Raw genomic sequence first — 25,637 nt, 5'->3', positions numbered from 1 at the left:
CAGCATGACTGTCGGATCACGCTCGGGCCAACGGATTTCCCCGCGGTGTCGGCCATGGCCGAGGAGGCGGCTCAGCCGGGGCCGGTCAGGTCGCGGGCCAGGTGTGCGATGTGGTCGGGGCCGATGCGGCAGCAGCCGCCGAGGAGGCGGGCTCCGGTGCGGCGCCAGGAGGCCGTGGGCCACGGGGGTGTGGCTTCGGGGGACCGCCAGGTGCCGGTGGTGGCCTCCCAGACGGAGCCGTCGTTGGGGTAGGCCAGCAGGGGTTTGGCGGTGACGGCGGCCGCCGCTTCGAGGGCCGGCAGGACTTCGGCGGGGTCGCAGCAGTTGACGCCGAGCGCGATGACCTGCGGGGCGCGGGCGGCGAGCGCGAAGGCTTCGGGGAGTGGGTGTCCCGACCGGGTGCGGCCGTCGGCCACGGTGTAGCTGAGCCAGGCCGGGGCGTCGGTCTCCGCGAGGACGGTGAGGACGGCCTCGGCCTCGTCCGGGTCGGGGAGGGTTTCCACGGCCAGGACGTCGGGGCCGGCGGCGAGCAGGGCCTCGATGCGGGGGCGGTGGAAGGCGGCGAGTTCGCGCACGGTCAGCCCGTACCGGCCGTGGTACTCGGAGCCGTCCGCGAGCACCGCCCCGTACGGGCCGACCGAGGCGGCGACCCACACGTCGTGGTCGGCTGCCCCGGCCGCCCGGGCGGCGAGCGCGACGCTGCGGTGCAGCAGGGCGGTGGTCGCGTCGCGGTCGCGGCCGCGGGCGGTGAAGGCCTCGTAGCCGACCTGGTAGGAGGCGGTGATCAGCACCTGGGCGCCGGCCCGCGCGTACGCCGTGTGGGCGGCCTCGACCTGGTCCGGCCGCTCGTCGAGGACGCGGGCGGTCCAGAGGCCTCCGGTGAGGTCGCAGCCCTGGGCGGCGAGCTGGTTGCTGAGCCCGCCGTCCAGGACGACGCTCCGGTGGGCCAGGGCTTCGGCGAGTGGGGTGGTCGCGCGTGGCATCGGTGCTCCCGGGGGCGGCGCTGGTGCGGTGGCAGGAAAGGTTTGCCGGGGCGCGGTGTTCGGTGCGGTGCATCGCAAGGCGGAGGGCCACGGCTCGTACCGGACGTACGTGCGTGGTCCGACAACGCCGCGAGGTGCCGTACCGGGCGCCGTGACCCGGTGAACCTTTACGGTCGCAGCACTGGGGCGTGTTGCGAAGGTCCCGTCTGGCTCGCGGCGCCTGGCACGGCACCTCGCGGCGTTGTCGGGGTCGCCCGCGTACGACGGGTACGCGGACGACCCTCCGCCTTGCGAGGCACCGCACCAGACACCGCGAGCCCCCGCCCTGCGGGCGGACGACGCCACTTTCGCAGCACGCCCTAGCTGAGCTGCGAGAGCACCTGGGCGGAGATGAGCTCCAGGTGGTCGAGGTCGTCGAGGTCGAGGAGCTGGAGGTAGACGCGGGAGGAGCCGACGGCGCCGTAGGCGCCGATCTTCTCCACGACCTCGGCCGGGGATCCGGCCAGGCCGTTGGCCTTGAGCTCGTCGACGTCCCGGCCGATGGCCGCGGCGCGGCGGGCGACCTCGGCGTCGTCCTTGCCGACGCACACCACGAGGGCGTTGGAGTAGACGAGGTCGTTCGGGCCCCGGCCGGCCTGTTCGGCGGCCTCCCGGACCCTGGCGAACTGCCGCTCGCTGTCCGCGATCGACGCGAAGGGCATGTTGAACTCGTCCGCGTACCGTGCGGCGAGCCGCGGTGTGCGCTGTGCGCCGTGGCCGCCGACGAGGACGGGGACCTTGGCCTGGGCGGGCTTGGGGAGCGCGGGGGACTTCTCCACCCGGTAGTGCTGCCCGGTGTAGTCGAAGGTGGCTCCGGGCGCGGTGGCCCACAGGCCGGTGACGATGGCCAGCTGCTCCTCCAGCCGGGACATCCGGTCCGGCGGGAAGGGGATCCCGTAGGCCTTGTGCTCGTCCTCGAACCAGCCGGCGCCCAGGCCCAGTTCGATGCGGCCGCCGGACATCTGGTCGACCTGCGCCACCTGGATGGCGAGGACGCCGGGCAGCCGGAAGGTGCCGGCCGTCATGAGGGTGCCGAGGCGGATCCGGCTGGTCTCGCGGGCCAGGCCGGCGAGGGTGATCCAGGCGTCGGTCGGGCCGGGCAGGCCGTCGGCGGTGCCCATGCGCAGATAGTGGTCGGAGCGGAAGAACGCATCGAAGCCGAGGTCCTCGGTGGCCTTGGCGACGTTCAGGAGGGTGTCGTAGCTCGCACCCTGCTGGGGCTCGGTGAAAATGCGAAGATCCATGGCCCCATCCTGCCCGTCGCGCCCCGCCAGGGTGAATCTTCGTCAACCTGACGTGTCGGGGCCACGCGCCGCCAGTGACCGGCCCGGACGGGGATCGTTTGCCCGGTCGGAGCCGGACCGCCCGGCCCGCGTGCCGGCGGCTTCCCGCCGGTGCGTCCACCGCCCCCTTCCCCCTACGGAAGGGCCAGGGCCGAGGAGGCCGCCATGTCCCACGAGGCCGTGCCGGAGACCCCCCGACAGACCGGCTGGACCGGACAGGCAGCGCACGAGGCAGCGCCGGAGTCCGTCGCGCCCGCCCGGACGGACGGCGCGCAGAAGGGCCTGCTGCAGCAGATGGAGGAGCTGATGGCGGCGCTGAACGCCGACCTGTCGCAGCTCGACGCCGATCTTCAGTCCTCCGCGGACCGCACCGCCGACAGCGAGCACCCGTCCCACCGGTCCCACGGGGCCCACCGGTCCTCCTGACCGTGCGGGTCCCGTCGCGCACGGCGGGACCCTGCCCGTGCCGCCGGCCGCACCGCCCGCCGGGCCCGTGCCCTCGGCGCCGTACCGCCCGTCAGACCCGTGCCGTCCCTGCGGGTCGTGCCCGGCTCAGGCCACGCCCGAGGCCGACCCCCGCTCACGCACCACCATGCGGCGCAGGATCGCCCGGACGCGGTCGCTCGATTCGTCAGCCGCGTCGATCGACTCTATGCACTGCCAGTACAGGGCCTCGTCGTCCGTGGCGCAGGCCACCCCGACCAGGGCTATCCCCACCTCGCCCAGCAGCGCCTGGAGTCCGAGCAGTGCCTGCCGGATGTCCGACACGCCGCCCAGCTGTGCGGCCCGCGGCGGATAGTGGGGCGCGCTGCCCTCGCCGCGCAGGGCGGCCCGGTCCACGATCCCGCATCCTCTGCCTCCTGCTTCCCCCAGTCCCTGTGCCTCCGATCTCAGCTCCCGCGGCCCGGTGACCGCCAGCCAGCTCCCGATTCCCTGCGCGAGTGCCTGGGCCTGCCAGGCCTCGCCCACTATGTCCCACGCGGTCCCGCTCTGCGCCAGCGTGTGCCGGCCGACCGCGATGAGTCGTACCGCATCCATATGCCGTCCCCCGTCCGCACGACATCCCGCCATCCTCACCACTACCCAGAGTGAGGGCAACAGGCCAGTAAAGCCAGGGGTATTCGGAAAATGTGGACAGAAACGTGATTGTGGAGGAGTCCATCACTCCGAAGAGTGACGATTCGGGGTCGGGCCATCCGTTACGGGGAAGCGGAGTTCATTCCTCTCGATCTTCGCGGCGAGCGCATCCAGCACATCGACCCCGAGAACCTCACAGAACTGCAGCAGATACGCGAGTACGTCGGCCACCTCATCGGCCACGCGGTGGGCGGACTCCGGCTTCTCCATGACCTTCGCCGACTGTTCCGGCGTCAGCCACTGGAAGATCTCGACCAGCTCGGCCGCCTCCACACTCAGCGCCACCGCGAGGTTCTTGGGCGTGTGGTACGGCTCCCAGCCGCGCGCCGCCGCGAAACTGGCGAGCCTGCGCTGCAACAGTGCCAGCCGCTCCTCGGGCCGCCCCCCGGGCTGCCGGGCCCCCGGCCCCTGCGTCTCCGTCTCGTTCATCTGAGTCCTTTCGTGGATACCCCCGCCTTCAGGCGGGGGAGGAAACGAAGCCCCTGCGGAGCAGGATAGGGAGCGGTCTTTTCGCCCCTCGGGCGAAAAGTGGCACCCTCCAGGACAAGATGCCGCTCAACGTCCGGGAGTGGACCTGCGCCTGCGGGACGGCCCACGACCGGGACGTGAAGGCAGCGAAGAAGCTGCCGGCTGCCGGACTGGCAGTGACAGCCCGTGGAGCTGGTGTAAGGCCTCAACGGAGCACTCCGGGCGGGCAGCCGGCGACGAAACAGGAAACCCCGCGGCGCGAGCCGTAGAGGGGGAGGAAGTCAAACCGACAGGTCTACCACCGACACGCCCGGCAGGCGGCGGGCGGCGGCCGCGGTCCCCTCCCCCACGGCCGCCACCAGCCGGACGTGCCCGCGGCCGCAGGACAGCAGCGCCAGCCGCAGCAGTTCGGCGCTCTGACTCCCGTCCAGGCCGTGGTCGAAGCCGTCGGCGAGGACGGTCAGCGCCTGCCGGGCGGACAGCAGTTCGGCGGCGGGATCCATGTCCAGCACTCCCGGCCCGGTGAGCAGGACCAGTGCGAGCGCGAGGAAGCGGAGTTCGCCGGAGCCGAGTCGGGCCAGGTCCGTGGCGGGCCGGCCGGGTCCGCGGTCGAGGACCGCGCTGACGTGCCCGCCCTCCGGCTCGCGTACGTCCAGCCCGGCGACGGGCCCCGCGCAGCCGGTGCGGGCGGCCTCGGCCAGCAGGGTGTGGCGCGTTCCGCACTCGTGGCGGGTCCGGCGCAGTACGTCCGCCAGGTTGGCGCAGTCGGCCAGCAGCCGGCCCTCGCCCCGCGGGACGGGCGCGCGCATCCGGTCCGGCCGGGGGTCGCAGGCGAACACCGAGCGCAGGGCCACGACCACCTGCTCGGCGGCGGCCAGCACCTGCCGCTGGCCGGCCGTGGACCCTGCGACCCGCAACGGGAGCAGCGCGGTGCCGAGCCGGTCGTCGGGCAGCGGGGCCCGGGTGACGCCGACGGCGCCGCCGGTCAGCCAGGCGGCCTGCACCGAGCGCCGGCCGGGGTCGCGCAGGGCGGTGGCGAAGAGGATCTGCCCGTTCTGCGAGAGCCGTTCGCCGACGATCCGCAGGGTGGGCTCGGCCTGGACGGCGAGGTCGAGCCGGACCGGTCCGGCGGGGCCGTCGACCGTGCAGCCGAGCCGGAAGCCGCGTCGCCGCTGGGCGTCGGGGAGCGCCCGGTCGGGGATGCGGGTGCCCGCGTCGGGGAAGGCCTCGTCGAGGGTGGCGCCGGCGCCCAGTGCGGCCAATGCCCCGTAGGCGGCCAGGGCCTGGGACTTGCCGCTGCCGCTCGGCCCGGCGAAGAGGGTGACGGGCCCGAGCGGGAAGGCCGCCGACCGGTGCCGCCCGAAGGCGGACAGCCGCAACTCGGTGATCACGGGCCGCGCGTGCCGCTGGGCCGGCTCGGCGGACCGGACGGCGCCGCGGGGGGCCGCCTGGGCGGGCACGACGGGCTCGCCGGCCGCCCCGACGGAGGCCGGAGCGGAGGCCGGAGCCGGAGCGGAAGCCGGAGCCGGGGCGGAGGCGGAGGCCGGGGCCGCCGGAGGGCCGGGCGCTTCCGCGGCTGCGGGCTCGTCGGCCGCCCCGGCCACAGCGGGATCGGTACGGGTGCGGGTGGCGTCGCCTAACGCGACGGCGGTGGCGTCCATGCGCCGGACGGTACGGGCCGCCGGGCCCCCCGCAGCCCCGGCGAACCGTTCCTTCGTACGGACCTTCCTACGATCGGGGGACGGCCGCGGCCGCGATCCCCTCGACCTCGGTCCCCACGGGGGCCAGCAGGAAGACGTTCCGGTCCACCCGGTGCATCCCGCTGCCCAGCCCGAAGACCACCCCGCTGCTGAAGTCGAGGATGCGCTTGGCGACTTCGCTGTCCGCGCCGGTGAGGTCCAGCAGTACCGGGATCTGCGCGATCAGGTACTCGGCCACCTCCCGCGCGTCCGCGAAGATCTGGACTCTGATCACCACGAAGCGCCGCTGCTCAGCCGCCGCCGCGCCGGGCGACTTGGGAATCGTGCGGTGGTCCACCCGGGAGGGCCATTCGTTGCGACTGCGCAGGGGTACCACCTGCGCGAGCCCCTCCCACTGTTCGTCGGTGACGTCGTACCTGCTCACCGGGCCGCCTCGGCCGCGCGCTTCATGTGCATCCCCCCATCCTCTCGCGTTTCACCCGTTCAGCCCAACAACGACACGAACCCCGCCGGGTACTCTCGGAGACCAAGATGAGTTAGGTTAGGCATACCTAACCCACACGGACGATGGAGAGATCCGCATGCGCCTGTTCGGTGACCCCGCAGCATCGGCCGCCCTGCCCACCGCCGCCGAGCGGATCCGGTCGGTCCTGGCCGCCGCCCACTCCATGACGGTGGTCACCGACGGCCTGCGCAGCGAGGTCCGCCACCTCGACGGCGGCGACCCCATGGGCCGGCTGCACCTGCACCCCGCCGAGCCGGGCGGCGAGTCCGAGTACCGGCCCGCGATCCGGCTGGAGTTCACCGATGTCGCGCCCACCCCCGTACGCGACCGGGTGCGCGCCCGCGTCACCGTGCTGGGGCGGCTGCTCACCCCCTACTCCGACCTGTCCGCCGGGTCCGGCGCCGACTCCACCTGCATGGAGTTCGAACGGGCCGAGCTGGAGACCGCGGAGGGCGTCGCCCACGTCGGCCTGGACGAGCTCGACGCGGCGCAGCCCGACCCGCTCGCCCCCTACGAGGCGGGCATGCTGACCCACCTCCTCGACGACCACCACGACCTCGTCACACTGCTGCTGCGCCTGGTCCACCCGCAGCCCGCGGCCGGGGTGGTGCGCGCCCTGCCGCTCGCCATGGACCGCTACGGGATCACCCTGCGGCTGGAGGAGCGGCGCGGCCACCGCGACGTACGGCTGGCCTTCCCCTCGCCCCTCGACGACGTCGAGCAGTCGGGTGCGCAGATCCAGGCGCTGTTCGCGGCTGCACGCCGCCGATCGCACCGCAACACACTGCCGGCCTGAGCACTCCGCGCCGCGCCCTGCCTGCCTGCCGATGGGCAAAGGCCGGGGCCCCGAGGGCGGTCCTGCACCGTCGTCTGCGAGAGTGGGCGGCGGCATCGGGGGGAGAGCCGCGACCGGGCCTGCGCATGGTCTTCCGAGCGGTGTTCTTGACCCTCACACCGTGTCAGGCGGTCAACTCGGAGACATCATGTTCACCATCGGAGACTTCGCCCGGCACGGCCGCGTCTCGGTCCGGATGCTGCGTCATTACGACGCGACCGGTCTGCTGCGCCCGGCCCACGTCGACCCGGCCACCGGCTACCGGCACTACACCGCCGCCCAGCTGGCCCGCCTCAACCGCGTCATCGCGCTCAAGGAACTCGGCTTCACCCTCCAGCAGGTCCAGGAGATCCTGGACGGGAAGGTGACCGCCGAGGAACTGCGCGCCATGCTCCGGCTGCGGCAGGCGGAACTGGAGGCGGCGATGGCGGCGGCAGCGGCCCGGCTGACCCAGGTCGAGGCGAGGCTCCGGTCGATCGAGAGCGAGGGGCAGATGCCCGCCGACGATGTCGTACTGAAGAGCCTGCCGAGCGTACGGCTGGCCGAACTGACCGCAGTGGCACCGGACTTCAACACCATCGGCCCGATCATCCAGCCGCTGTACGAGGAGCTGTTCCGGCGCCTGGAGGCGGCGGGCATCGCTCCCTGCGGGCCCGGGGTCGCCTACTACGAGGACGCGTCGGACGGCGGGGTCCTCATCCACGCGGGTGTCGAGGTCTCCGCGCCCCTCGGTGAGGAGGCCGGGCTGCGGATCGTTGACCTGCCGGCCGTCGAGCAGGCGGCGACCGTCATCCACCGCGGCTCCATGGAGACCGTGCTGCCCACCGTCCAGACCCTCGGCCGCTGGATCGACGCCAACGGCTACCGCTCGGCCGGCTACCCCCGGGAGATCAACCTGGAATGCCCCGACAACCACGACGAGTGGGTGACCGAGCTCCAGGAACCGGTGCACAGGGCCTGATGCGAGGGGGCCGGCCAGGTTCTCCCGGCCGGCCCCGGCAATCCGTCCGCGGTGAGTGCGGTCCGGTTGGCCGGGCGGGGCAGGCCGTGGTTCTCGCGCAGGGTGCGGCCGGTGTACTGCTCGCCAGTTTGACGACGGCGCCGTAGAAGGTGCCGCCGAAGTGGATCCGGCCGGTTGCGGCCGACCGGATGCCCCGCAGGCCGCTGATGGTGTTGCCGGGTGGTGACCTGGCCGCCGGACCGGGAGCCGGAGCCGCCGCCGGCGGAGGCCGTGCCGCAGCCCACCGCGGCCGCCGAGACGCCTGGGCGGTGCCGCGGCCCGTCGTCGCGGCGGCGGAAGGGTGCGGCGGGGCGCCGGGGGTGTCCCTTCTGTCGGATGTCTGCAAACCGTGGGCCGTGGCGTGGGCCGGCCCGTCGGGCGTCCCGCGCCGCGGGATGCCCGCGCCGGCGGTGCCGGGCGTCCGCGACGGCCGGGACCGCTCCGCCGGGTCGCGGCTCCGTGCGCCGGTCCGGCCGGGCTCCTGGTGGACGGCCGCAACCATGCTGCTCAGCCGGGTCCTCCGAGACCCGTCCGGCACGCTCCGAGAGGGGGAGATCACACCCGTCGGTATGGTGCCACCTGAGCGCGCTCCCCTACATTCGAGCCATGACGGTCCTGCCTGACGACGGGCTCTCCCTGGCCGCCGAGTTCCCTGACGCGACGCATGAGCAGTGGCAGCGCCTTGTAGAAGGCGTACTGCGCAAGTCGGGCAAGGAAGCATCCGGCGAGGCCGCAGAAGATGCGCTGTCCACCCGACTCGAAGACGGGCTCACCACCCGCCCGCTGTACACCGCGCCGCCCGACGGGACGGTGCCCGACACCGGTTTCCCCGGCTTCGCCCCCTTTATCCGCGGAGGTAGGCCGGAAGGCACCACCGCGAACGGCTGGGACGTGCGCCAGCGTCTCGCCGGCACCGATCCGCAGCGCCTGAACGAGGCGGCCCTCGCCGACCTGGAGAACGGGGTCACCTCCCTCTGGCTCACCGTGGGCCGCGGCGGCATCCCGGCCGACGGTCTCGCCCGCGCCCTGGACGGGGTCTACCTGGACCTCGCGCCGATCGCCCTGGACGCCGGCGCCGGGTACGCCGAGGCCGCCCGCGCCCTGCTGGACCTGTACGCCGCGCGTTCGGTGGCTCCGGAGGCCGTGCGGGCCTCCCTCGGTGCCGACCCGCTGGGCCACGAGGCCCGCACCGGCGAGGCCCTGGACCCGGCCGCGGCCGTGGAGCTGGCCCGGGAGGCCGCCGCCGGCCTGCCGGGGGTGCGGGCCCTGACGGTGGACGCCCTGCCGTACCACGAGGCCGGCGGCAGCGCCGCCGAGGAGCTGGGGCTGTCGCTGGCCACCGGCGTCGCCTACCTGCGCGCCCTCTCCGCAGGTGGGCTCGGCGTCGAAGCCGCGCTCGGGCAGCTGGAGTTCCGCTATGCCGCGACCGCTGACCAGTTCCTCACCATCGCCAAGTTCCGGGCCGCGCGCCGGCTGTGGGCGCGGATCGCCGAGGCCTCGGGGGCCCCGGAGGCCGGTGCCCAGCTCCAGCACGCCGTGACCTCGCCGGTGATGATGACCCGCCGCGACCCGTGGGTGAACATGCTGCGCACCACCGTGGCCTGTATGGCCGCGGGCGTCGGCGGCGCCGACTCGGTCACCGTGCTCCCCTTCGACAACGAGCTGGGCCTGCCCGACGCCTTCGCGCGCCGTATCGCCCGCAACACCTCCACCATCCTGCTGGAGGAGTCGCACCTGGCCCGGGTGATCGACCCGGCCGGCGGCTCGTACTACGTCGAGCGGCTCACCGACGAACTCGCCCACGCCGCCTGGGAGTTCTTCCAGACCGTGGAGAAGGCCGGCGGCCTGGCCGCCGCCCTGCGCTCCGGCATGGTCGCCGAACGCCTCGCCGCCACCTGGGCGGAGCGTTCCGAGAAGCTGGCCAAGCGCCGCGAACCGATCACCGGGGTCAGCGAGTTCCCGCTGCTGTCGGAGAAGCCGGTCGTGCGCGAGGCCGCGCCGGCCGCGCCCTCCGGCGGGCTGCCGCGCGTACGGCGTGACGAGGCGTACGAGGCCCTGCGTGCCCGCAGTGACGCGCACCTGGCGGCGACGGGCGCCCGGCCGAGGATCTTCCTCGCCGCGCTGGGTCCGGCGGCCGCTCACACCGCGCGCGCCACCTTCGCCTCGAACCTGTTCCAGGCGGGCGGTGTCGAGCCCGTGCACGACCCGGTGTCGGTGGACCCGCGGACGGCCGCCGCGGCCTACGCCGCGAGCGGCGCCGACGGCATGGCCGTGCTCTGCTCCAGCGACGCGCTGTACGAGGAGCAGGCCGCGGCGGTGGCCGGGGCGCTGCGCGCCGCGGGTGCCACGACCGTCTTCCTCGCCGGGCGGCCGGGCACCGCAGAGGCTTCCGTGGACGAGTACGTCTTCGCCGGCTGTGACGCCGTCGCCGTGCTGTCCTCCGTACTCGACCGGATGGGAGTGCCCGCGTGAGCATCCCCGATTTCACCGAGCTGGAGCTCGGTCCCACCGCCGCCGCCGGGGTCTCGGAGGAGCAGTGGCGCTCGTCGGTGAAGGAGTCCACCGGCACCGCGGCCGCCGACCTGCTGTGGGAGACGCCCGAGGGCATCGGCGTCAAGCCGCTCTACACGGGGCGGGACGTGGAGAGCCTGGACTTCCTGAAGACCTACCCGGGCGTGGCCCCGTACCTGCGCGGCCCCTACCCGACGATGTACGTCAACCAGCCCTGGACGATCCGGCAGTACGCCGGCTTCTCCACGGCCGAGGAGTCGAACGCCTTCTACCGGCGCAACCTGGCGTCCGGTCAGAAGGGCCTGTCGGTGGCCTTCGACCTGCCCACGCACCGCGGCTACGACAGCGACCACCCGCGCGTGACCGGTGACGTCGGCATGGCAGGCGTGGCGATCGACTCGATCTACGACATGCGGCAGCTGTTCGACGGGATCCCGCTGGACAGGATGTCGGTGTCGATGACGATGAACGGCGCGGTGCTGCCGGTCCTCGCGCTGTACATCGTGGCGGCGGAGGAGCAGGGCGTCTCCCCCGACAAGCTCGCCGGGACCATCCAGAACGACATCCTCAAGGAGTTCATGGTCCGCAACACCTACATCTACCCGCCCAAGCCCTCGATGCGGATCATCTCCGACATCTTCGCGTTCACCTCGCAGAAGATGCCGCGGTACAACTCGATCTCCATCTCCGGCTACCACATCCAGGAGGCCGGGGCCACGGCCGACCTGGAGCTGGCGTACACCCTCGCGGACGGTGTGGAGTACCTGCGGGCGGGGCAGGCGGTCGGCCTGGACGTGGACGCGTTCGCACCGCGCCTGTCGTTCTTCTGGGCGATCGGCATGAACTTCTTCATGGAGGTCGCGAAGCTGCGCGCGGCCCGCCTGCTGTGGGCGCGCCTGGTGAAGCAGTTCGACCCGAAGAACACCAAGTCGCTGTCGCTGCGCACGCATTCGCAGACCTCGGGCTGGTCGCTGACCGCGCAGGACGTCTTCAACAACGTGACGCGCACCTGCATCGAGGCGATGGCGGCGACGCAGGGCCACACCCAGTCGCTGCACACCAACGCCCTCGACGAGGCGCTCGCGCTGCCGACGGACTTCTCGGCGCGCATCGCCCGCAACACCCAGCTGCTGCTCCAGCAGGAGTCGGGTACCTGCCGGTCGATCGACCCGTGGGGCGGCAGCGCGTACGTCGAGAAGCTGACGTACGACCTGGCCCGGCGGGCCTGGCAGCACATCGAGGAGGTCGAGGCGGCCGGCGGCATGGCGCAGGCCATCGACGCCGGCATCCCGAAGCTGCGCGTGGAGGAGGCCGCGGCGCGTACGCAGGCGCGGATCGACTCGGGCCGGCAGCCGGTGATCGGCGTGAACAAGTACCGCGTGGAGAACGACGAGGCGATCGAGGTCCTGAAGGTCGACAACTCCTCGGTGCGCGCCCAGCAGATCGCCAAGCTGCGGCGGCTGCGGGAGGAGCGCGACGAGGCGGTCACGCAGGACACGCTGCGGGCGCTGACGAACGCCGCCGAGCGCGGTGACGGCAATCTGCTGGCCCTGGCGGTGGACGCGGCGCGCGCCAAGGCGACCGTGGGTGAGATCTCGGACGCACTGGAGAAGGTGTACGGGCGGCACGCGAGCCAGATCCGTACGATCGCGGGCGTGTACCGAAACGAGGCGGGCGAGTCCCCGTCGGTGGAGCGCACCCGCGCGCTGGTGGACCGGTTCGAGGAGGCGGAGGGCCGCCGTCCGCGCATCCTGGTCGCCAAGATGGGCCAGGACGGTCACGACCGCGGCCAGAAGGTGATCGCGACCGCGTTCGCCGACCTGGGCTTCGACGTGGACGTCGGCCCGCTGTTCCAGACCCCGGCGGAGGTGGCCCGCCAGGCCGTCGAGGCGGACGTCCACGTGGTGGGCGTGTCGTCACTGGCGGCCGGCCACCTGACCCTCGTACCGGCACTGCGCGAGCAGCTGGCGGAGGAGGGCCGCGAGGACATCATGATCGTCGTGGGTGGGGTGATCCCCCCGGCCGACGTCCCGACGCTCCTGGAGATGGGTGCGACGGCGGTGTTCCCGCCCGGAACGGTCATCCCGGACGCGGCACACGACCTGGTGACGCGGCTGGCCGCGGACCTGGGCCACGAGCTGTAGGCGGGCGCCGGTGCCGAAGATCGACATCGAGGCCTACGCGAAGGGGGTGCTCGACGGGAAGCGCGCGTTCATCGCGCGCGCGATCACGCTCGTCGAGTCCACCCTGCCCGCTCACCGGGCGCTGGCGCAGGGCCTGTTGACGGAGCTGCTGCCGCACTCGGGCCGGGCCCGGCGGATCGGCATCAGCGGGGTGCCGGGGGTGGGCAAGTCCACCTTCATCGACGCGTTCGGCACCATGCTGACGGGGCTCGGCCACCGGGTGGCGGTGCTCGCGGTGGACCCGTCGTCGACGCGTACGGGCGGCTCCATCCTGGGTGACAAGACCCGGATGGAGCGGCTGTCGGTGGATCCGGCGGCGTTCGTGCGGCCGTCGCCGTCGGCGGGCACGCTGGGCGGGGTCGCCAAGGCCACGCGCGAGTCGATGATCGTGATGGAGGCGGCGGGCTACGACGTGGTCCTCGTCGAGACGGTCGGCGTGGGCCAGTCGGAGACCACGGTGGCCGGGATGGTCGACTCCTTCCTGCTGCTCTCCCTGGCCCGTACGGGCGACCAGCTGCAGGGCATCAAGAAGGGTGTGCTGGAGCTGGCCGACGTGCTGGCGGTGAACAAGGCGGACGGCCCGCACGAGCGCGACGCGAAGGCCGCGGCCCGTGAGCTGTCGGGCGCGCTGCGGCTGATGCACCCGGTGGACGCGGCGTGGACACCGCCGGTGCTGACGTGCAGCGCGCGGGAGTCGACGGGGCTGGACGAGGTGTGGAACCGCCTGGAGCAGCACCGGACCCTGCTGGAGGCGGGGGGCCGGCTGGCGGCGAAGCGGGCGGCCCAGCAGGTGGAGTGGACGTGGTCGATGGTCCGCGACGAACTGCTGGAGCGCCTGCGGGCGGACCCGGCGGTACGCGACCTCGCGCCGGAGCTGGAGGCCGCCGTCCGGGCGGGCTCGGCGACCCCGACGTCGGCGGCGGACCGCATCCTGGCGGCTTTCGGGAACCAGGGGAACCAGGAAAACCAGGGGAGCTGACGGCGTGTGCCCGGGCGGCAGCGCACCCGCGACCTCCGCGGGTGCCGCCCGGGCGCGGGCGCCGTGGCGGTTACGCCCCGACCAGTACCGGGGCGGCCGGGGTCAGGGACTCGCGGAGGATGCGGACCTGCTCGTCGGTGTCGTCGGTGGCGAGGAGCGCGGAGAGGACCGCGATGCGGGCCTGGCCGGCGCGGAGGGTGCCGGTCGGGACGGCTCCGGCTGCGACCAGGTCGACCGCGCCGCCGTGGGTGTAGATCTCGGTGACCGGTCCGGCCATGACGCGGGTGGTCAGGGCGACCAGCACCCCGCGCGCGACGGCCGCGCGGACCGCTTCGACGATCTCGGGGGTGGCGTTGCCCGCGCCGGTCCCGATGAGGACGATGCCGCGGGCGCCGGCCTCGACGGCGGCGTTCAGGAGGACCGGGTCGGCGTCGGCGTGGTGCGTCACGACATCGACGCGCGGCGGGAGTTCGGGCATCGCGGGCAGCGGGAGCGCGGCCGGGCGGGCCGGGGTACGCAGGATGGTGACCTTGCCGAAGCCGACCTTCCCGAAGAGCTCCTTCGAGGGGTCCGCGAACGCGTCCAGGTCCACGGCCTGCGTCTTCACGGTGCCGCGCGCTGCGTGCACGCGGCCGGCGAAGGCGATCAGTACGCCGAGGCCGCGGGTGGTGGCGGCGGTGAGCAGCGCGTCGTAGAGGTTGCCGGGGCCGTCGCCGTCGGCGGTGCCCATGGGCCGCTGCGAGCCGGTGAAGACCACGGGGCGCGGGTCGTGGTGGTGGAGGTCGACGAGGAACGCCGACTCCTCCAGGGTGTCGGTTCCGTGGGTGACGACGATGCCGTCGACGTCGGGGTCGGCCAGCACCTCGTGCACGGTGCGCAGGAGGGTGAGCTGGTGGGCGGTGGTGAGGCGGGGGCTGTTCACGCTGAACAGGTCGACGACCTCGACGGTCATGCCCTCGGGCAGCGGCGCCGTGGCGATGACCTCGCTCCCGTCGGCGTCCGCGGCGAAGCCGGAACCCTGCCAGCGGCTGGCTATCGTGCCGCCGGTGCTGATGACGACGATCCGTCCCATGCTGCGTGGCCGCCCTTCTCGTACTCGCTCGTGCCCACTCGTACGTTTGTACTGAAAGCAGCAATGATAGAGCGATCTGTGCGCAATATGCTTGCGTCTTCCGCCGGGGTGTCCGAGAAGTCGTGGGTGATAATTGCGCCATGGACGCCATCGACCGCGATATCTTGCGCCAGCTCCAGGCCGACGGGCGGCTGAGCAACCAGGAGCTGGCCCAGCGCGTGGGGCTGACCCCGTCGCCGTGCATGCGCCGCGTGCGCCAGCTGGAGCAGGACGGGGTGATCCAGGGATACCGGGCGGTCATCGACCCCGAGGCGGTCGAGCGGGGGTTCGAGGTGCTCGTCTCGGTCGAGGTGCGCCGCGACCGCGAGGCGGTCGAGGCCTTCGAGGCGGCCCTGCAGGACATCCCCGACGTGATCGAGGCATACCGCCTCTTCGGCAGTCCCGGCTGCCTGCTGCGGATCGCGGTCGCGGACCTGCGCGCCTACGAGCGGCTGTGGATCGAGAAGCTGACCGCCCTCACCGGTATCACCGAGGTCAACTCGCAGATCATCATGAAGCGCATCAAGGAGCCGACGGGCCTGCCAGTGGACCGCTGACGCGTACGGCGACCGGCCGACCGGCACGGCCGACCGACCGGCGCCGACCGGCACGGCGAGCAGCCCCGCGGCCTCGGCCGGAACCGCCGGCCGGGCGCACGCGCATCCGGGGCTGTCAGGGCAGGGCTTCCAGCACGGCGTCCAGGGTGAGCTTCCACATCGGCTCGGCTCCCGTCCCGAACGCCGCGGCGAGCGCGTATCCGACGGCCGCGTCGTACGGCTCCGGCCGCCGCCCGCCCTTCCACTCGGCGGTGACCCGCCCGTCCCCGGTCGACAAGAAGGTCCCCAGTTCCACGCCGTCGCGTGACAGCCGGCTGCCGTCGAGCGAGACGGGCACGAGGCGGTGGCCTGCGACCTCGACCCGGTAGGACCTACGGGTGAGGAGCCCCTTGCCGGGCCGCAACTCCACCTCCACGCCCCCGACCCGCATCGCCAGGTGTTCGGGAGCCCTGGTCCCGATCGGCACCTGGCTGTCCGGCTCCGCCCCGCCGGTCCGCCGCACTTCGACCCGCGGCACCCCGTCACCGTCCACGACGAGGGTCCCCGCCTCGTGGTCGAGCTCGACGGTGACCGTCCCGAAGTGCGGATCCTCCGCGGTCGGGTGCTCGTACGACTCCATCGGTGCTTCCTTGCCCTCCTGTGCTGGGAAGACCATTGTCGGGGCACCCGAGTCACAAGATCGACGCACCTGTCCTACACGGCGGTCCGGCACGCCGGCCCTACCGGAAGGCATCCGGCGCGGTGTCCCCGCCCGTGGTCCACCGGACTCCGAGCCGCCGGCGGGCCAGGCGCCGGCCGCCGTCCGCGGCCCTGCGGAACTCCCAGTCGTACGGTCCTCCCATCGCGTACGGGGCCGAGACCGCCGCCTCGTGCGTGACGGCGACGACGGGAAGGGCTCCTCCGCCTCCGCGACCTCCGCCAGGATCGCCCCCTGCCGCGCGCCTCCCCCCACGGCCCGAACTCCAGCACCGCGTCCTCTGCCCAGCACCCGATGCAGGTCTGCCAGTCCTTGCGGTCCAGAGCCCGCGACCCCCGGACCAGCAGGCCGCGCAGCGCCTCCTCGTCCTCCAGCAGCCGCAGCCGGCGGAGCGGGCCGTCCTGGCCGGACGGGGCGGTCACTGTGCGCTCGCGGCGGGGCGGACGGTGATCTCGTTGACGTCCGTCCCCGGCGGCTGGGACACCGCGTACGCGATGGCGGCCGCGACGGCGGAGGCCGGCAGCGCCACGGCGCGGTAGGACTTCATGGCCTCCCGCGCGGCGGGATCCGCGATGTGGTCGGCGAGTTCGGACTAGGTCACGCCCGGGGAGACGAGGGTGACGCGGATCCGGCCGTCCGACTCCTGCCGCAACCCTTCGGTGATCGCCCGTACGGCGAACTTGGTGGCGCCACCTGGCGCGCATGGTCTTCCTCGACCCGGCGGCCCGCCACTTCTACCTGGACCGGGCCGCCGCGTCCCGGGCCACGGCGGGCCATCTCCGCGAGGCCTCCGGCATCGCCCCGGACCACGCCCGACTGCGCGAAGTCGTCCGTACCCTCACCGCCCGCAGCCCCGACTTCGCCCGGCTGTGGACCACCCACGACGTCCTGGCCAAGACGCAGGACGCCAAGCACCTCCACCACCCGGTGGCCGGCCGCCTGACCCTGACCTACCAGTCCTTCGACGTCCGCGCCGCCCCGGGCCGGCAGCTCGTCGTCTACCAGGCCGCCCCGGGCACCGCGACGGCCGCGGCCCTCGCCCTCCGCGGTTCCCGCACTCCTCCCGAGGACTCCTCCGGGAGCCACGGCGTTCGGCCCGGTGCGGATCCTTCCCGCGCCGGGCCGTAGGGGTCGTGCAACCCCGGACCGTACCTGTCGGTGTACGGAGCCGGCGGTCAGTCCGTGATGGCAATCGAGCCGTTCACGGGGGCAGCGGAGACGGGGGCCGCGCCCGCGTCGCCCGTCTCGCCGCCCGACTTTCCGACCCCGTTACCGGCCCCGTCCCCGTCCCCGGTCAGGCCGCGGAGCATCGCGCCGAGGTCGATCCCGGTGGCGGAGCCCAGCAGTTCCATCCCCTGGGCCACGTTGTCGGTGACCGTGCGGGAGAGCTTGGAGGCGCCGTCGGTGGAGATGACGGTCATCCGGTCGATTGCACCCAGCGGTTCGGCCGCCTTGGCCACGACCTGCGGCAGGGCCTCCACCATCATCTGGATCATGGCGGCGTCCCCGTACCTCTCGAAGGCGTCGGCCCGCTTTCGCATGGCTTCGGCCTCCGCCGCGCCCTTGGCGGCGATGGCGGCGGCCTCGGCGTCGCCTTCCAGGCGGACGGCCTCGGCGATGGCGGCGCGTCGTGCCCGCTCGGCCTCACCGCGCTTGGCGCCCTCGATGGCCTCCGCCTCCGCCAGCGCCTGGCGGCGCTGCTTCTCGCCCTCACCGGTCAGGCGGGCGCGCTCGGCCTCCGCCTCGGCGGCCGCGATCGCGGCCTGGCGCTCGCCCTCCGCCTGCTTGACCCGGGCGACGCGCTGGGCCTCCGCCTGCTGCTCGGCCTCGTACCGCCTGGCGTCGGCGGGCTTGCGTACCTGCGTGTCGAGCTGGCGGTCCGTCAGCGCCGCCTGCCGTTCGGCCACCTTCTCCTGCTCGGTGAGGATCTGCTGCTGCCGGTCGGCGTCGGCGAGCGGACCGGCCGCGCTCGCCCGGGCGGCCGCCGCGTCGGTCTCGGCCTTGATCTCCGCCTGGCGCAGGTAGAGCGTGCGCTGCGCGAGCGCGATCTCCTCCTCCGCCTTCAGCCGTGCCTGCTCGGCGGCGCGGCGGGCGTTGGCCTCCGCGATGTCGGCCTCCTGCCGGGCGCGGGCGGCCTCGGGGCGGCCCAGGTCCTCCAGGTACGAGCCCTCCGTGGTGATGTCCTGGATCTGGAAGGCGTCCAGCACCAGGCCCTGCCCGGAGAGGCTGGCCTCCGCCTCCTCCGCGACCTGCCCGGCGAAGGCGGCCCGGTCGCGGATGACGTCCTCCACCGACATCCGGCCGACGATCGCGCGCAGCGCGCCGGACAGCACCTCCTGGGTGAAGCCGACGATCCCGTCCTGCTGCTGCAGGAACCGCTGGGCGGCGGCCCTGATGGCGTCCTCGGTCCCGCCGACCTTGACGATGGCCACGCCTTCGAGGTTGGCCTTGATACCGCGCAGGGTGACCGCGCCCCGCACGGCGACGGGGATGTGCCGGCTGGACAGGTCCAGGCTGTAGCGCTGCTGGACGAACGGGACGACGAACACGCCGCCGCCGACCACGACCTTCTGGCCGCTGTTGTCGGTGAAGACCTCCCCGGTGGCCGGATCGGTGGACTGCTTGCCCCGGCGGCCCGTGATGATGAACGCCTCGCTGGGGCCGGCCACCTTGTACCGGGTGACGACGACGAGGGCCAGCAGGACCAGGAGTACGACGACCCCGATGGCTGCGGCGGCGACTGGACTCATGATGGTTCCCCTCTGCACTCCCTGAAGGGGCAGATCGGTGATGGACACGAAGCGCAAGCGCAGGAGCGCAGGAGCGGTGGAGCGGTGGAGCGGTGGAGCGGTGGAGCGGTGCGTCGTCAGCGGTCGATGGCGCGGACGGCGACCGAGGTGTCCGACGGGGTCGCCGTCACCCAGATCTCGGCCCCGCGCTCCAGCGGGGCATCGGCGGTCGCGGCGTACTTCACCGGCTGTCCGGCCAGCGACAGCAGCACCTCGCCGTAGCCGCCGTGCGGTATGGCGGTGACCACGCGTCCGGCGACGCCGACGATGTCCGCCCGCCGCGGGGCTCGTCCGCTGCCGTCCCGGAGCAGGGCCCGGCTCAGGCGGTACGTCGCCCAGCCCGCCGCCGCTCCGGCCACGACCCCGGCGGCGGCCGCCGCTCCCGGCCCGAGTCCCGTGGACCCGAGCACGATCGCCCCCGTGAAACCGAGCATCGAGACGAAGCCCGCGACCACCGGAAGCGACAGCCACCCGTCGAACAGTCCGCCCAGAGCGCCGTCGAACACCCCCTCCAGCACCCCGTCGAACACCAGCGCGGCGGCCAGCACCGCGATCCCCCCGATGCCGAGCCCCAGAAACCAGCCCATCGCACACCTCCCCCGTCTGGCCGCCGTCTTCCGCCGGACACCGACAGATTGCCAGCGCGGGCCCCCGGCGCACATTGCCTGCCGTCGGCAATCTTTACGCTCCTTTGACGCAGACTGCTCGTACAGCGAGTACAGCTGGTACGGCCGGTGCAGCCGGTGCAGCCGGTGCAGCGGCCACTGCTCGTTCCGCCCGACACGGACAGGAGGACCCGGTGGAAGGGACACTGCTCCTCGCCGCCATCGTGCTGGCGGCCCTGGTGATCCGGACCGCGGTCGAGGAACTGCGGGAACCCGGCCGGGGCCGGGCCCGGTGGGCCTTCCTCACGGACCGGCGGGCCCTCACGGCCGGCGGCGTCGTCCTGGTCGCGCTGGGCACCCTGGGCTGGCTGCTCGCCGGCGGCCAGGGCGTGGTCTGGGCCTGCCTGGCCGCCGTCCTGGCGGCGTACGCCACGAACTCACAGGGCCGGGACGGCTAAAGGGCCGGCCGCCGACCGACGTCTCGATGATTCGCTCGGCGGCGCCCCTTCTACCGATCAGGGTCAGTCTCGAACACCTTTGATGCGGACGGTGTGGTGCCTTCCCTCTCGGTCGGTGTAGTCGACCGAGAGCCCCGCCTCCCGCCAGAGCAAGGCAGCTCCGAGTTCCGTGAACGGGCTCAGTGACTCCACTTCGTCCGAAGCCGCGGACTGTGAGGTGATCTCGTACTCCTCTGCCTCCGCCGATCCCTCGAAGATCAGGCTCACCAGGCGGCCGGGCGCGACGACCGGCCCACCGACGGTGTGTGACGCGGCCGGGGCCGCCTTCAGGTATGCCTCCAGAAGAGAAGCCCTTTCCCTGAGTTGCTCGTTGCGCTTCTCCTGCAGGAGCCGGTTGTTGCGGCGCACTCGGGGGTCCGCGGAGGGGTCGGCAGCTTCTGGTTCGGTCAGTCTCCTCTGCAACTGGGTCAGCTCACGTTCAGCCCGCTGCCACGAAGCCCGGGCCAGCGCAGTCACACGGAAAGCGGCTGCTCCGGTTGTGGCCTGGCGTGGGAAGGGGGCCCCCTCCGCGCCCGTGATGCGCCGGACTGCCCCTGGCTGCCCTGCGCCGTTGCGCCGACCAGAAGGCGCGGGGCGCCCGGCGCTCGACAGCGCGGCAGCCACGATGGCTTCCGTCGCCGCCGCCCGGACCGTCTCGCCGGACCCGTCGCGGCCGGCCGGTGACGCAGGCCGGGAGGGTCCCGCTGTGCGGGACGTGGCGGCCACGCCGCTCTCCACGGCGGCGCGCAGTCGCGCCTCGGCCCCGGCCCGGTCCCGGTACCAGTCCGTGCCCCAGATCCGGTGCAGCTCCCAGCGAAGGCCGCGCAGCACTCCTTCACGCAGCCGGTCCCGGTCCCTGGCCGCTTTGGAGGAGTGGTACATGGCGCCGTCGCACTCCACTCCCAGCGCGTAGCGTCCCGGGAAGTCGGGGTGGCGGACCCCCAGGTCGATGCGGTAGCCGGCGACACCCACCTGCGGCTGGACGTCGTATCCCCAACCGCGCAGGACCGCGAGAACCGATTCCTCGAACGGGCTCTCCGGCTGGGCGTCTACGTCCAACGGCCCATGGGACAGGACAGCCGGCCCGCTCTTGGCGTACTGCAGGTAGCGGTGGAAGTGCCGGAAGCTCTTACTGCCGGTCTCCCCGAGCTGGTCGGGCTCGAACGAGGCGACGACCTCGACGCGGTAGCGAGCCCGGGTGACGGCGACGTTCAGGCGACGCCAGCCGTCCGCCTTGTTCATCGGCCCGAAGTTCTTGGAGAACTTCTGGTTGGCATCAGGCCCGTAGCCGACCGACATGATCATCACGTCGCGCTCGTCGCCCTGCACGGTCTCCAGGTTCTTGACGAAGAAGCCGTCCAGCCGGTCCTCGGAAAAGCAGTCGTCGAGGTCGGGGCGGCTGCGCCGTGCTGCGTCCACGGCATCCTGAATGGCCACGGCCTGCGACTGCGAGAGCGCGACGACGCCCAGCGACCGGCCCTTGCGCGTGGTGAAATGGTGGATCACCCGGCGCGCCACCTCTGCGGCCTCGCCCGGATTGTTGCGGGCTGCCGCTCCCGGCCGATAGGAACCCTCCTGTGCCCGGAAGAAGGCGACACCGACATCGTCCCCCTCGGCATGCGCGCCCGGGAAGGTGGTCATCGACTCGTCGTAGAACTCCCGGTTGCTGAAAGCGATCAGGTCCTCGTGGCGGCTTCGGTAGTGCCAGCGCAGCGACAGGCTGGGCAGCAGTCCGCTCGCCTTGCAAAGGTCCAGTACCGATTCGAAGCGGTCGGGTTGCTCCTCTTCTCCCGACGCGTCCTCGTCCTCGTCACCGCTGGACGAGAAGAAGGCGGTGGGAGGCAACTGCTTCTGGTCTCCGGCGACGATCAGCGCCCGGCCGCGGTAGATGCAGTTCATGGCGTCCTGGGGCAGGACCTGGGACGCTTCATCGAAGATCACCACGTCGAAGGCGAGGTCCGGCGGCAGGAACCGGCTCACCGTCAGCGGGCTCATCATGAAGCACGGCTTGATCAGCCGGACGGTGTCCCGTGCAGTGTCCAGAAGTTCCCGTACAGGCTTGTGCCGACTCTTCTTCTCGCCCTCCCTCTTCAGCAGAGCGGCTCCCGAATCGGCTGTGGTCCGCGGGCGGCGTCCGTCACAGGCTCGTACGACGGTCGCCCGAGCGTGGTCGGACAGTGCCGAATCCAGTTCCCGGAAGCGCGTGACCAGATCATCCCGGTCGGCGGACCGTGTGGTTCCCAGCCGCGGGTCCGTGGCCAGTTCCAGGTCGGCCCAGGCGCGCAGCGCAGCTCGTTCGACGAGCGGCGGGAAGTCGTCAGGGGCAATCCCCTGGCGGACTGCCCGGTCGACCAGGTCGCCCAGGTGCATCTCGTCGAGTACGCGGCGCCCCTTGTCGTACGCGTACCACTCGTCCGGGCCTCCCCGGTCGGCAGCGAGGGCACCGAGTGCCGCACCGGCTGAGTCCTCGGTGCCACCGAAAGCCGCACGCAGTGCGGTCGCCCGCTCGGGGCGGAACAGAGCCGCGAGTCCCTCGGCAGCCCGGGTCCACATCTCCTGGGCAGCTTCCAGCTCGGCATCGGGCCCTGCGGCGTAGAGGATGCCGGCGGCGGACGTCCCGAGTGCCGCCTCCATGTCGAGACCGCATGCTTCGCGCAGCTCGCCGTTCCAGGCGAGTGCGGCGGCCAGAGCAGAGTCACTGGTGTCCCGACCTCGGTAGAGGTCGCCCAAAAGCGTCCGGTCATCCTGCTCTGCGGACTCGAATTCTGCCGCGGTCGCGAGCGCCGCACGAACGGCGTGCACCGCCGCACGCGCGGCGGCAAGGGTCCACGTCCCCCGTGCCGCGCTCGCTCCGGCGTCTGCGGCAGCAGTTTCCTCCACAGCACGGATCAGCCTCTCGGCATCCCGCAGCGGAGCCACGTGTGCGCGGCTCCACAGGGCCGCCTCCCGGATACTTCCTGCTTCCAGCTCGTAGGAGGGTCCGGCAGCCGGCGGGAGGATCAGTGAGTCCCTCCATTCGGCCAGCCTCCCGGCTGCTTCCTCCGCAGTGCGCCTGGTGGCGTTGAGGCGGTCCGTGGCGAGCAGGTCGTCTCCCGATGCCACGGCGCGAGCCAAAGCCTCGGGATTGAGCACCCGGGGAGCCAGCCCGGTGATCTCCCCGGCCCGGCCGACGAGGGAGTCCACGACCGTGAAGTCCGTGGTTTCGCCCTGCCAGTGCCGGCCGAGCACGCCCGCATGGACGCGGGCTTCGTCGGCAAGCTTCCGTTCGGCCTTCTGCCACGCCACGGCGGCGGGGAGCGCGGTGATGACCGATCGGGTGCACTTGGCGCCTGCGGGAAGGAGTGTCCGAACGACACGGCGGTCCGCTCGGCAGGCCGCGGACAGCCGTCCGGTGAAGGAGCGGTGTACCGTCGCGAACCGCAGGGCCATCTCCTCCAGGTCGGCCTCGGCCAACACCCGGTCGGTGAAGACGTTTTCGGCCTTCCCTCGGGCGGCTCGCACCCCCTGCACCGCCTCATGCAGTGCCTGGGCGGCTGAGCGGGCCCGAGCCACGCCGTCAGCAGTGAGCCACCCGGGCAGCGGCTTGGACTCCGTCGGCAGTCCGGAAAGGGCGGCGATCCTCCCCAGGCGAAGGCCGTCCTCACAGGACGTGGGAGCGGGCAGGCCGTACACCTGGGCCACAGCAGCCAGCGACAGCGCCGCGCGGTCCAGTACAGCAGCATCCGTGTCGAGCCGGGCGGCGAGGGCAGCGGCGTCCTCGGCGGTGAGTGCTTCGATGTCCACGGCTGGCGGGACCAGAGAGCCGAGCGCTGTCTCCGCGCTGCCTGGTTCTGCATCCAGGTTCGCGGGGAGCCGATTCCAGGCATGGCCAAAAGCCTGCCGTGCCGGCAACTCGGCCGCATCGGCCGCTGCGAGGCGGTCCAGGAAGTTCCTGACCGCCACGCCGAGACGCACCTGATCCGCTGTGAGCCAGTGCTGCGGCATCCCAGGCCTGGTTCCGGCCGTGCGCAGCAGCGGGGTCAGGCGGGCGGCGTCGCCGACCCCCTCCCACCCCAGTTCCGCGAGAAGCTCGGCGTGCGGGCGCAAGGTCGTACCGAGCCTGGTGAGGGCTTCGGATGCGAGGTCCAGCGCGCTCAGCGGATTGCCGCCGCCCTTCAGGCCGTACCAGGAGAAGCCGGGGCCCTCCAGTGCCGGACGCCAGGACCGGCTGACGCGTCGTGCTCCGGCGATCGCCCGCTCCAGGTCCTCCGCGGTGAGGGCGGCCGCATCGAAGGATCCGTCCGCGGGCAGCGGGTGAGCCCCGTCCAGCAGGGTGATCCGCCCCAGGGCGTCGTGAAGGGACATGCCGAGCCCTGACCGGGGGTCGTTCATCGCCGCGGCGTATCCGGAGAGTTCCTCACGCAGCTCACGGGCCTGCGCGAGGTCTCCCCGGCTGCCGTCCGGCAGGGTGCGGCGCGGGGCTCCGAGGGCCCTGCCGAGTTCTTGGGCCACCTGCTTTCGTCCCGCGCTGTTGCTGTGCAGCGCGAGCACGTAGTCGTCGAGGCCGACATCGCCGAGGCGGTTGCGGACCACGTCCAGGGCCGCCGCCTTCTCGCTGACGAACAGCACCGTGCGGCCCTTCTCCAAGAGGCCCGCGATCATGTTGGTGATGGTCTGGCTCTTGCCCGTTCCGGGCGGCCCGTCCATCACGAAGCTGCGGCCTTCGACCGCTGCGGCGACGCACTGTCTCTGGGAGGAGTCGGCGTCGAGTACCAAGGGGGCTTGCTCGGGCGGTTGTATCGCGTCGATTCGGTCGATGTCCGCAGGCTCGAACGCAAAGCTCTGCGGGGGAATCCCGGAGTCGGCGCCGAGGCCGACGGCCCGCACCAAGGGGCTACCAAGAACCCGGTCCGCATTGTCCAGAAGGTCGCGGTACATGACCTCCTTGCTGGAGTTGAAGGTGTCCAGCACGATCCGGTTGGTCACCTGCCAGCCTTGAATGCCTTTCACCGCACGTCGAACAGCAGCTATCAGCTCGGGAATGTCACCCTGCTCCAGCTGGTCCGGCCGGGGCCAGTCCACCCCCAGTTCACCGAGTTTGATGCCGAGTGCGGGATTGAGAACAGGGTCCTCGTCCGCGTTGCTCTTGAGCACGTAGGAGTCGCCACGACGCCGTTCGAGTGTCACGGGCACCATGACCAGGGGTGAACTGAATGCCTTCTCCGCGGAAGGGGCCGGCTTCCAGTCGAGGAACCCGACACCCAGATGGAGGACCCACAGGCCGTAGTCGTTGTACTTCTCACGTGCGACCGTCGCCAGGCGGCGCAGGTGCCGGTCCTGGTCAGCCTGGGTGAGCTTGGAGGTTGTGAGGCTGACGAGTGGACGGCCGGTGCCGATGCCCGCCCGGGACGCAGGAGTGTCGATGGGCCGGGCGCCCGTGGCAGTCGCTGCGTCGGCGGGCTTGGCCATCGACACGCCGGCCGCGCCGCGCGTACCGGGCACGCCCTTGGTGCCGGGCTCCTCGACACGGGCGAAGCCACAGCCGCGGGTGAGTCCCTCCAGGATGCTGAGCAGACCCGGCTCCAACAGGTCCATCCCGACGGACGTGGACCGACGCTGATAGTTGAGGAGGCGGTTGCGGAAACTCAGGTCGATGAGGGAGTCGCGCCAGGACCCCAGCAGCTTCTCGAGTCGCGCCCGGTCGGCCCGCGCCATGGGACTGTGGAGGGTCATGCAGTGCAACTCCGTTCGCTCATGACAAGGCATGGAACGCTGAGAA

Annotated in this window: 21 protein-coding genes and 1 pseudogene; 9 read left to right on the top strand and 13 right to left on the bottom strand. The window is 72.6% G+C overall.

Annotated elements, in window-relative coordinates; genetic code table 11:
* Nucleotides 1-71 precede the first annotated feature (71 nt).
* Together mmuM and BSL84_RS25725 are read right to left on the bottom strand one after the other, a co-directional pair.
* Nucleotides 72-983: a homocysteine S-methyltransferase gene (gene mmuM, locus BSL84_RS25730; protein WP_075971208.1), complete on the bottom strand. Its 912-nt coding sequence runs from the start codon at nt 981-983 to the stop codon at nt 72-74.
* A gap of 359 nt (nt 984-1,342) precedes the next feature.
* Nucleotides 1,343-2,266 carry an LLM class F420-dependent oxidoreductase gene (locus BSL84_RS25725; protein WP_045323777.1) on the bottom strand — a complete coding sequence of 308 codons (924 nt, stop codon included), beginning with the start codon at nt 2,264-2,266 and terminating at the stop codon, nt 1,343-1,345.
* A gap of 204 nt (nt 2,267-2,470) precedes the next feature.
* Here BSL84_RS25725 and BSL84_RS25720 point away from each other — a divergent pair, with 204 nt between their 5' ends.
* The gene (locus tag BSL84_RS25720; protein ID WP_075971207.1) at nt 2,471-2,731 is read left to right on the top strand and encodes a hypothetical protein; all 261 of its coding nucleotides are present in this window, start codon (nt 2,471-2,473) and stop codon (nt 2,729-2,731) included.
* 126 nt (nt 2,732-2,857) lie between these two features.
* On the opposite strand, the gene BSL84_RS25715 is transcribed toward BSL84_RS25720, so the two are convergent.
* The 4 genes from BSL84_RS25715 to BSL84_RS25695 all read right to left on the bottom strand — a co-directional run bounded on the left by BSL84_RS25715 (nt 2,858) and on the right by BSL84_RS25695 (nt 6,034).
* A complete protein-coding gene (locus tag BSL84_RS25715; protein WP_030031265.1) occupies nt 2,858-3,343 on the bottom strand; it encodes a DUF6099 family protein in 486 nt (161 codons plus the stop codon).
* A 123-nt stretch (nt 3,344-3,466) separates the two neighbouring features.
* The gene (locus BSL84_RS25710) at nt 3,467-3,871 is read right to left on the bottom strand and encodes a nucleotide pyrophosphohydrolase (RefSeq protein ID WP_107069724.1); all 405 of its coding nucleotides are present in this window, start codon (nt 3,869-3,871) and stop codon (nt 3,467-3,469) included.
* 320 nt (nt 3,872-4,191) lie between these two features.
* Nucleotides 4,192-5,571 carry an ATP-binding protein gene (locus BSL84_RS25700; protein WP_234363513.1) on the bottom strand — a complete coding sequence of 460 codons (1,380 nt, stop codon included), beginning with the start codon at nt 5,569-5,571 and terminating at the stop codon, nt 4,192-4,194.
* 67 nt (nt 5,572-5,638) lie between these two features.
* Entirely contained in the window at nt 5,639-6,034 is a 396-nt protein-coding gene (locus tag BSL84_RS25695) for a cell division protein SepF (RefSeq protein ID WP_030031705.1), read from the bottom strand.
* 157 nt (nt 6,035-6,191) lie between these two features.
* On the opposite strand from BSL84_RS25695, the gene BSL84_RS25690 reads away from it, so the two are divergent.
* From BSL84_RS25690 to meaB, 5 genes are all read left to right on the top strand, one after another.
* The gene (locus tag BSL84_RS25690; RefSeq protein ID WP_075971206.1) at nt 6,192-6,911 is read left to right on the top strand and encodes a DUF2470 domain-containing protein; all 720 of its coding nucleotides are present in this window, start codon (nt 6,192-6,194) and stop codon (nt 6,909-6,911) included.
* 187 nt (nt 6,912-7,098) lie between these two features.
* Nucleotides 7,099-7,911 carry a MerR family transcriptional regulator gene (locus tag BSL84_RS25685; RefSeq protein ID WP_075971205.1) on the top strand — a complete coding sequence of 271 codons (813 nt, stop codon included), beginning with the start codon at nt 7,099-7,101 and terminating at the stop codon, nt 7,909-7,911.
* Nucleotides 7,912-8,556: 645 nt separating this feature from the next.
* Nucleotides 8,557-10,422: a methylmalonyl-CoA mutase family protein gene (locus BSL84_RS25680; protein WP_075971204.1), complete on the top strand. Its 1,866-nt coding sequence runs from the start codon at nt 8,557-8,559 to the stop codon at nt 10,420-10,422.
* Nucleotides 10,419-12,605, top strand: coding sequence for a methylmalonyl-CoA mutase (scpA, locus tag BSL84_RS25675; RefSeq protein ID WP_075971203.1), 2,187 nt, complete (start codon nt 10,419-10,421; stop codon nt 12,603-12,605). Before BSL84_RS25680 ends, scpA begins: the two co-directional genes overlap by 4 nt.
* 10 nt (nt 12,606-12,615) lie before the next feature.
* Nucleotides 12,616-13,623: a methylmalonyl Co-A mutase-associated GTPase MeaB gene (gene meaB, locus BSL84_RS25670; protein ID WP_030028231.1), complete on the top strand. Its 1,008-nt coding sequence runs from the start codon at nt 12,616-12,618 to the stop codon at nt 13,621-13,623.
* Nucleotides 13,624-13,693: 70 nt separating this feature from the next.
* On the opposite strand, the gene BSL84_RS25665 is transcribed toward meaB, so the two are convergent.
* Nucleotides 13,694-14,695: an asparaginase gene (locus BSL84_RS25665; protein WP_030028233.1), complete on the bottom strand. Its 1,002-nt coding sequence runs from the start codon at nt 14,693-14,695 to the stop codon at nt 13,694-13,696.
* A gap of 140 nt (nt 14,696-14,835) precedes the next feature.
* Here BSL84_RS25665 and BSL84_RS25660 point away from each other — a divergent pair, with 140 nt between their 5' ends.
* The gene (locus BSL84_RS25660; protein WP_075971202.1) at nt 14,836-15,291 is read left to right on the top strand and encodes an Lrp/AsnC family transcriptional regulator; all 456 of its coding nucleotides are present in this window, start codon (nt 14,836-14,838) and stop codon (nt 15,289-15,291) included.
* A 115-nt stretch (nt 15,292-15,406) separates the two neighbouring features.
* On the opposite strand, the gene BSL84_RS25655 is transcribed toward BSL84_RS25660, so the two are convergent.
* The 3 genes and pseudogenes from BSL84_RS25655 to BSL84_RS36610 all read right to left on the bottom strand — a co-directional run.
* Nucleotides 15,407-15,910 (bottom strand): hypothetical protein, encoded by a 504-nt coding sequence (locus BSL84_RS25655; RefSeq protein ID WP_045323770.1) that lies wholly within the window; start codon nt 15,908-15,910, stop codon nt 15,407-15,409.
* Nucleotides 15,911-15,984: 74 nt separating this feature from the next.
* Nucleotides 15,985-16,410 (bottom strand): nuclear transport factor 2 family protein, encoded by a 426-nt coding sequence (locus tag BSL84_RS36215; RefSeq protein ID WP_075971201.1) that lies wholly within the window; start codon nt 16,408-16,410, stop codon nt 15,985-15,987.
* Nucleotides 16,407-16,676, bottom strand: a pseudogene (locus BSL84_RS36610) (oxidoreductase); the annotation flags it as partial. The gene BSL84_RS36215 and the pseudogene BSL84_RS36610, both read right to left, overlap by 4 nt.
* 14 nt (nt 16,677-16,690) lie before the next feature.
* On the opposite strand from BSL84_RS36610, the gene BSL84_RS25640 reads away from it, so the two are divergent.
* Nucleotides 16,691-17,116: a hypothetical protein gene (locus tag BSL84_RS25640; protein WP_075971200.1), complete on the top strand. Its 426-nt coding sequence runs from the start codon at nt 16,691-16,693 to the stop codon at nt 17,114-17,116.
* Between the two features lie 47 nt (nt 17,117-17,163).
* Here the strand turns inward: BSL84_RS25640 and BSL84_RS25635 are convergent, their stop codons facing one another.
* Together BSL84_RS25635 and BSL84_RS25630 are read right to left on the bottom strand one after the other, a co-directional pair.
* Complete coding sequence (locus tag BSL84_RS25635; RefSeq protein WP_075971199.1) at nt 17,164-18,738, bottom strand: SPFH domain-containing protein; 1,575 nt, start codon at nt 18,736-18,738, stop codon at nt 17,164-17,166.
* A 116-nt stretch (nt 18,739-18,854) separates the two neighbouring features.
* Nucleotides 18,855-19,364, bottom strand: a complete 510-nt coding sequence (locus BSL84_RS25630) for a hypothetical protein (protein WP_030030394.1) — start codon at nt 19,362-19,364, stop codon at nt 18,855-18,857.
* Nucleotides 19,365-19,576: 212 nt separating this feature from the next.
* Between BSL84_RS25630 and BSL84_RS25625 the strand changes: the two genes are divergently transcribed.
* A complete protein-coding gene (locus BSL84_RS25625; RefSeq protein WP_075971198.1) occupies nt 19,577-19,840 on the top strand; it encodes a hypothetical protein in 264 nt (87 codons plus the stop codon).
* Between the two features lie 63 nt (nt 19,841-19,903).
* Here the strand turns inward: BSL84_RS25625 and BSL84_RS25620 are convergent, their stop codons facing one another.
* The gene (locus BSL84_RS25620) at nt 19,904-25,591 is read right to left on the bottom strand and encodes a DUF4011 domain-containing protein (RefSeq protein WP_159393553.1); all 5,688 of its coding nucleotides are present in this window, start codon (nt 25,589-25,591) and stop codon (nt 19,904-19,906) included.
* Nucleotides 25,592-25,637 lie beyond the last annotated feature (46 nt).

The organism is Streptomyces sp. TN58 (genome assembly GCF_001941845.1).
Lineage (GTDB): Bacteria > Actinomycetota > Actinomycetes > Streptomycetales > Streptomycetaceae > Streptomyces.
The sequence above is the reverse complement of the archived record's forward strand: the minus strand, read 5'-3'. Positions and strand labels throughout refer to the sequence as shown.

Bases quoted from the DNA above. Each gene is read 5' to 3' on its own strand.
- BSL84_RS25680 (WP_075971204.1), top strand. From the start codon at position 8,557: ATGACGGTCCTGCCTGACGACGGGCTCTCCCTGGCCGCCGAGTTCCCT.
- BSL84_RS25655 (WP_045323770.1), bottom strand. From the start codon at position 15,910: ATGGAGTCGTACGAGCACCCGACCGCGGAGGATCCGCACTTCGGGACG.
- BSL84_RS25700 (WP_234363513.1), bottom strand. From the start codon at position 5,571: ATGGACGCCACCGCCGTCGCGTTAGGCGACGCCACCCGCACCCGTACC.
- BSL84_RS25720 (WP_075971207.1), top strand. From the start codon at position 2,471: ATGTCCCACGAGGCCGTGCCGGAGACCCCCCGACAGACCGGCTGGACC.
- BSL84_RS25685 (WP_075971205.1), top strand. From the start codon at position 7,099: ATGTTCACCATCGGAGACTTCGCCCGGCACGGCCGCGTCTCGGTCCGG.
- BSL84_RS25620 (WP_159393553.1), bottom strand. From the start codon at position 25,591: ATGACCCTCCACAGTCCCATGGCGCGGGCCGACCGGGCGCGACTCGAG.
- BSL84_RS25635 (WP_075971199.1), bottom strand. From the start codon at position 18,738: ATGAGTCCAGTCGCCGCCGCAGCCATCGGGGTCGTCGTACTCCTGGTC.
- mmuM (WP_075971208.1), bottom strand. From the start codon at position 983: ATGCCACGCGCGACCACCCCACTCGCCGAAGCCCTGGCCCACCGGAGC.
- BSL84_RS25725 (WP_045323777.1), bottom strand. From the start codon at position 2,266: ATGGATCTTCGCATTTTCACCGAGCCCCAGCAGGGTGCGAGCTACGAC.
- BSL84_RS25665 (WP_030028233.1), bottom strand. From the start codon at position 14,695: ATGGGACGGATCGTCGTCATCAGCACCGGCGGCACGATAGCCAGCCGC.
- BSL84_RS25640 (WP_075971200.1), top strand. From the start codon at position 16,691: ATGGTCTTCCTCGACCCGGCGGCCCGCCACTTCTACCTGGACCGGGCC.
- BSL84_RS25710 (WP_107069724.1), bottom strand. From the start codon at position 3,871: ATGAACGAGACGGAGACGCAGGGGCCGGGGGCCCGGCAGCCCGGGGGG.
- BSL84_RS25660 (WP_075971202.1), top strand. From the start codon at position 14,836: ATGGACGCCATCGACCGCGATATCTTGCGCCAGCTCCAGGCCGACGGG.
- BSL84_RS25690 (WP_075971206.1), top strand. From the start codon at position 6,192: ATGCGCCTGTTCGGTGACCCCGCAGCATCGGCCGCCCTGCCCACCGCC.
- BSL84_RS25630 (WP_030030394.1), bottom strand. From the start codon at position 19,364: ATGGGCTGGTTTCTGGGGCTCGGCATCGGGGGGATCGCGGTGCTGGCC.
- BSL84_RS25715 (WP_030031265.1), bottom strand. From the start codon at position 3,343: ATGGATGCGGTACGACTCATCGCGGTCGGCCGGCACACGCTGGCGCAG.